General features: G+C 62.6%; 4 protein-coding genes and 2 pseudogenes. 2 read left to right on the top strand and 4 right to left on the bottom strand.

All coding sequences use genetic code 11. The annotated features are described in order from the left end of the window. The 3 genes and pseudogenes from Q427_RS05275 to Q427_RS05265 all read right to left on the bottom strand — a co-directional run. Nucleotides 1-960, bottom strand: a pseudogene (locus Q427_RS05275) (TRAP transporter large permease); the annotation flags it as partial. Between the two features lie 16 nt (nt 961-976). After that, nucleotides 977-1498, bottom strand: a complete 522-nt coding sequence (locus Q427_RS05270) for a TRAP transporter small permease subunit (protein ID WP_043511689.1) — start codon at nt 1496-1498, stop codon at nt 977-979. A 231-nt stretch (nt 1499-1729) separates the two neighbouring features. Continuing rightward, entirely contained in the window at nt 1730-2731 is a 1002-nt protein-coding gene (locus Q427_RS05265) for a TRAP transporter substrate-binding protein (protein WP_043511686.1), read from the bottom strand. A 201-nt stretch (nt 2732-2932) separates the two neighbouring features. Here Q427_RS05265 and Q427_RS05260 point away from each other — a divergent pair, with 201 nt between their 5' ends. Both Q427_RS05260 and Q427_RS05255 read left to right on the top strand, forming a co-directional pair. Continuing rightward, the gene (locus tag Q427_RS05260; protein ID WP_043511684.1) at nt 2933-3613 is read left to right on the top strand and encodes a GntR family transcriptional regulator; all 681 of its coding nucleotides are present in this window, start codon (nt 2933-2935) and stop codon (nt 3611-3613) included. A 42-nt stretch (nt 3614-3655) separates the two neighbouring features. After that, a pseudogene (locus Q427_RS05255) lies at nt 3656-4287 on the top strand (flavin reductase family protein). A gap of 81 nt (nt 4288-4368) precedes the next feature. Here Q427_RS05255 and Q427_RS05250 read toward each other — a convergent pair. Further along, complete coding sequence (locus Q427_RS05250) at nt 4369-5130, bottom strand: haloacid dehalogenase type II (protein WP_051496147.1); 762 nt, start codon at nt 5128-5130, stop codon at nt 4369-4371. Nucleotides 5131-5432: the final 302 nt, after the last annotated feature.

Raw genomic sequence — 5432 nt, 5'->3', positions numbered from 1 at the left:
CGAGATCGCTGATGGCTGCCGCGATGGTCTGGGTAATGAACATTGACGAGAGGCGTAGGCGAACACCTCGGCGCAGGCGATGATCAGCATGATCATCACGCTTTCGCGCAGCGAATCGCGCATGATCAGCTTGATCGGCCCCACCTGCCACATGCGGTAGATGATCACGGCCAGGGCCACGCACAGGAAGGCCCCGACACCGGCGGCTTCCGAGGGAGTGGCGACCCCGCCATACAGCGCAAACAGGATACCCGCGACCACGGCCAGGAAGGGCAGCACACGGATCAGCGCCTTGAGGTTGGCGTCGACGTTCTCCTTGATGGTCTGCTTCAGCCGCGAGGCGGATTGCGCCATGGGGTTGTTGTATCCCCCGGCCAGACGACAGGCGATCATCGTCCAGATCATGAACAGGCCGGCCAGCATGAAGCCGGGCACCACGCCAGCCATGAACAGGCGGCCGATGGAGGTTTCGGTGGAGATGCCGTAGATGATCATGGTCACCGAGGGTGGAATGAGAATCCCCAGGGTGCCCCCGGCGGCGATGCAGCCCGCGGCGACGCCATCCGGATAGCCCCTGGTGCGCATCTCCGGGATGCCCATCTTGCCGATGGCCGCGCAGGTTGCCGGCGATGAGCCGGATAGCGCGGAGAAGATCGTGCAGGCGCCGATGTTGGAGACCGCCAGGCCGCCAGGCAGACGCCCCATCCACAGGTCCAGCGAGCGATAGAGGTCGCGCCCGGTGGGCGAGGAAGCTACGGCGGCACCCATCAGAATGAACATCGGAATGGCCACGAAGCCGAACTCGGCAATGCGGTCGAAGAAGGTCTCGCCGAAGTAGGTCAGTTCGGGGAGCCCGCGGTCATAGATCAGGGCCACCAGTGAAACACCCCCCAGGGCGAAGGCGATGGGGGTGCCGATCGCCATCAGCACGATCAGGGCAATGGCGACGATGATTCCCATGGTAATCGGTCCATGCTCAGTGCTCCCCGCGCAGAATTTCAGCGACGTATTGCAGTGACAGCAGCGTCGTTCCCACGGCCATCGGCACCAGCGCGGGCCATAGCGGGGGATTCCATACGGTGCCGGTGGTCCAGCCGCCTTCCCAGGCTTCCCAGACATAGATCCAGGAGCCGTAGGCCAGCGCCCCACAGAAGGCCAGCCCGATCAGCGAGGCCGTGAGTCGCATGACCTTCTGGGCCATGCCGCTCAGCGCATCCGGCAGGATGGTGATGGCGACATGGCCGCCGGTCATCAGCACATAGGGGCTGCCCAGCAGCATGGCGGCGGTGACGGAGAACACCGTGAATTCGGTCTGCCAACTGGTGCTCATGCCGAGGATGTAGCGAATGAAGACCATCTGGCAGATCACCAGCACACCGGCGATGAACAGCGCTGAGGCAAGATAGGCGGTGATTCGAGACAGGACGTCCATCGTGCGGATGAAGCCGCCGATGACGCCGGATCGGTGCGACAGGGGTCGAGAATTGGCCATTGCCATGATGTCCTCCCGAGTGAAGGAAGCGCTGAATAAATCGGCGAGCGGGATGAAGCACAAGGCGCACGGAGCACAGAAACCGGAGCCTATGGGGTATAGGTGAGGATTCGACGGTCCGACGCTTCGGCACCGCGCAACGCAGTGATTCGCACGCGCAGACATTTATGCAGTGTTTCCTGAAAGGGCGCCGGCCACCGTGGCGGCCGACCGGCGCGTGTCTCAAGTGGTCAGGATTCACTCCACGGCCAGGGCAGCATCGATGATCGCCTGACCGTTGGGCACATTCTCGGCAAAGTTCTTGTAGGAGGTCTCCCGGGCAATCTCGAGCCAGGCGTTGTAGTCCTCCTCGCTCATGCGCACCACCTCGATTCCATTCTCCTCGTAGACCTCGACCATCTGTTGGTCGATGGCGGCGGCTTCGGCGGAGAAGAACTCCTCCGCGGCCTTGCCGGCCTCCATCAGCGCGGCCTGCTGCTCCTCGTTGAGGCCCTGCCAGACCTGGTCGGAAATCAGCACCGGCTCATACATGAACCACAGGGCGAAATCACCCGGTTCGGTCAGGCACTCGACCTGCTCATAGAGACGGAAGGAGATGAACGACATCGAGGAGGTATTGGCGGCATCGAGCACGCCCGTCTGCATGGCGGTGTAGACCTCGGAGGAGGGCATCGAGGCGATCGATGCACCAGCGGCCTGCAACATCTGCTCGAAGGCCGGCCCGGCGGCGCGGATGTTCTGGCCGCGCACGGTATCCGGTGAGGTGATGCACTGCTCGCTGGAGGCGAAGCCACCCGACAGCCAGGTATCGGCCAGTACCCGCGCACCCCCTTCCTCGATGACCGCGTGGATCATCTCCATGTATTCGGAGTCGTTGAGGCGCTTGGCATGCTCATGGTTGCGTACCAGGCCGGGCATCAGGGTGGCGGAAAATTCCGGATGACGACCGCTGGCATAGTCCAGTGGTAGCAGGGTGAGATCCAGTCGACCGCGGACCAGGGCGCCCCACTGCTCGTTGGCCCTGAACAGTGACTGGCCCGGGTAGACTTGCATGGTGAGGCCCACATCTGCTTCGGCGACGTGGCGAGCCATCATCTGTACCATTTCGTCGCGAACGTCTCCCTGGCCGCCGGGGAACTGGTGGGAGGCACGAAGGACGGTGTCGGCCGAGGCGATGCTGCTTAAGGCAATGGCGAGTCCGAGCGCTGCGGTAGCGGCAGGCTTGAGTTGGCGTGTCATCTTGAAGCTCCAGAATTTGTTTTTGTGTATGGTTGTTTCTGCATCTAGTGTTTATCAGTCGAGCTGATATATACATCAATAGACCTCATGTATACTGATGTCAACGTTTGCTGGACGAAATCGTCAGCAGGTAAACCAGCAGGCAAAGTAGAATGAGTGGTGGGGTGGTCATGTCATGGAGGTGTGTCGTGGAGGTGATGGATGAGCAGCGTTAAACGATCGAGCGCACAGCGGCTCAGGGATGCTCTGGAGGATGACATCATCAACGGCCGGCTGACGCCTGGAGAGCGGCTCGATCCGGAGGCGCTGGGGCGGGAGTTCAGCGTTTCGCGCACGCCCGTGCGCGAAGCGATTCAGCAACTGGTGGCCAGTGGCCTGGTCACGGTGTCACCCAAGAAGGGCACCTTCGTTGCCCGGATCGGCATCGACCAGCTGATCGAGATGTTCGAAGTGATGGCGGAACTGGAGGGGATGTGCGGACGCCTGGCAGCACGGCGTATCAGCGAAGAGGAGCTAGCCGCACTGCACGATGCCTTCCGGCGCTGTGAAGCGGCAGCCAAGGCGGGGGATACTGATGAGTATTACTACGAAAACGAGACCTTCCACGACTGCATCTACACGGCCAGCCACAATGGCTTTCTGGCGCAGGAGGCGCGGCAGCTGAAGCAGCGGCTCAAGCCCTATCGCCGCCTGCAACTTCAGGTGCGCCTGCGCATGGGCGGCTCGCTTGCCGAGCATCGCAAGATCGTCGCCGCGATCGAGCAGGGCGAGGCGGAGCTTGCGGAGCAGACGCTGCGCGAACATGTGTTGATTCAGGGCGAGCGGTTCAGCGATTTCATCGCCAGCGTCAAGAAGCTGGATGCCTCCGCGACGGCAAGCTGACGATGCCCGTCACCGCACATAATGATCCTGCAAGGGCCTGATATGAGCGACTATCTGCTGGAGAAGGCCACGCTGAGCAGCGGGGCCATCTACCGTCTCTTCTCGGGCAGCATTTGCCCTCGCCCCATCGCCTGGGTGTCGACGCTCGATCGTGACGGCAACGCCAACCTGGCACCGTTCTCGTTCTTCAATGTGGTGAGCGTGGCGCCACCGGTGCTGGGTTTTTCGCCGCTGCTCAATGGCGAAGGACAGCCCAAGGACACCATCCGCAACCTGGAGCAGGTGGGGGAGTGCGTGATCCATATCAGCGGCGAAGGCTGGTGGAGGAGATGAACGCCACCAGCGCTGGCTTGCCACACCACGAGGATGAATTCGCGCTGGCGGGGCTGGAGAAGCTGCCGATGTCGGGGATATCGGTACCGCGGGTGGCAGTCGCACCGGTGGCCTTCGGCTGCAAGCTGCGTGAGATCATTCGCTTCGGCGACCAGCCCCTGGCCGGCAATCTGGTGCTGGCTGAGGTGGTGACGATCCATGTGGACGACGCGGTGTGGAATGGCCGCCACGTATCCATCGATGCGTTACGACCCATCGGCCGCATGGCCGGCAACGACTACACCCGAACCAGCGATCTCTTCGTGGTCGAGCGGCCGGCGTCGGGCGGCACGCCGCGCTAGGCCGCCGTGCTGGGCATCACGATGCGGCTGGCGACGGCATTCCTCATCGCTTTCTTTGTAACGCCGCTGGTGGTCTGACGCCTATGACAAGGCCAGCGATTGGCGCGTTCCCGAGCGGCTCAGCAACTGGTCGGCCAGGTCGTGAAAATCGTTGGCCACGTAGTCGAAGCTCGGGTCTACGGTCAGGTCGGGGGGGGCGTGGGGCCCGAACTCCAGCGGCCGCATCACGAAGGCGGTACGCAGCCCCTCGCTGTGTGCAGCCTTGAGGTCGTCCTGGTGGGCGGCCACCATCATGATCTGCTGGGGGCTGAGATCCAGCAGCCGGGCTGCCATGCGGTAGACTTCGGGGTCGCGCTTGTAGTGTCGGGCCAGCTCGGCCGAGAGGACGCAGTCCCACGGCAGGCCGGCCTGCTTGGCCATATTGACCAGCAGCGACATGTTGCCGTTGGAGAGCGGGGTCAGGATGAATCGCTCGCGCAGACGGTGCATGCCACCCACGGCATCCGGCCAGGGCTTGAGTCGGTGCCAGGCGCGATTGAAATTGGCCTTGTCGGCTTCCGACAATCCGGTGATACCGAAATCGTCGAGCAGACGATCGAGCGTCATGCGGTGCAGCTGGTCCAGCGAGGTCCAGGAGAGGCGTCCCTGGCGAACCCGGTTCATCGAGGGGGCATAGCCGGCACACCAGGCATCGGCAAAGGCGGCCCAGTCGACATCCAGGCCACGGGCTCGTCCCAGGGACTCCCCTTCACGGATCACGCTGCTGCGCCAGTCGACCACGGTGCCGAAGACATCGAAGGCCAGGCAGCGGATATCGGCGAGTTGTGGTGGGGTCAGGCTCATGCCATCACTTCCTTGTCAGACGCTAGTCCACACTGTAATTGTATGCAATTTGGCGCGATTTCCGCCAAATGTAGCCTACAGTGCTTCTCATGCAAATAGTTGTGCACGATTTGCATTGCGACCTTGGTCGACACCCGGCAGGAAGCCGGGTCGCAAGGCGCCCCGGGCCGGACTCTCACTGCAAGGAGCCAATCAATGACTGCTGCCGACCGCGTCTATCAGATCATCCGGAAACGGATCCTCGACGGGCAATACCCTGCTGGTAGTTATGTGCGTGAAGCGGCCATCGGCCAGGAGCTGGA

The organism is Halomonas sp. BC04 (genome assembly GCF_000568385.1).
This window is presented reverse-complemented; position numbering and strand designations above follow the sequence as displayed.

What these genes read in the sequence shown, in the direction of transcription:
- Q427_RS05270 (WP_043511689.1), bottom strand. Translation starts at nt 1,498, where the DNA reads ATGGCAATGGCCAATTCTCGACCCCTGTCGCACCGATCCGGCGTCATC.
- Q427_RS05265 (WP_043511686.1), bottom strand. Translation starts at nt 2,731, where the DNA reads ATGACACGCCAACTCAAGCCTGCCGCTACCGCAGCGCTCGGACTCGCC.
- Q427_RS05260 (WP_043511684.1), top strand. Translation starts at nt 2,933, where the DNA reads ATGAGCAGCGTTAAACGATCGAGCGCACAGCGGCTCAGGGATGCTCTG.
- Q427_RS05250 (WP_051496147.1), bottom strand. Translation starts at nt 5,130, where the DNA reads ATGAGCCTGACCCCACCACAACTCGCCGATATCCGCTGCCTGGCCTTC.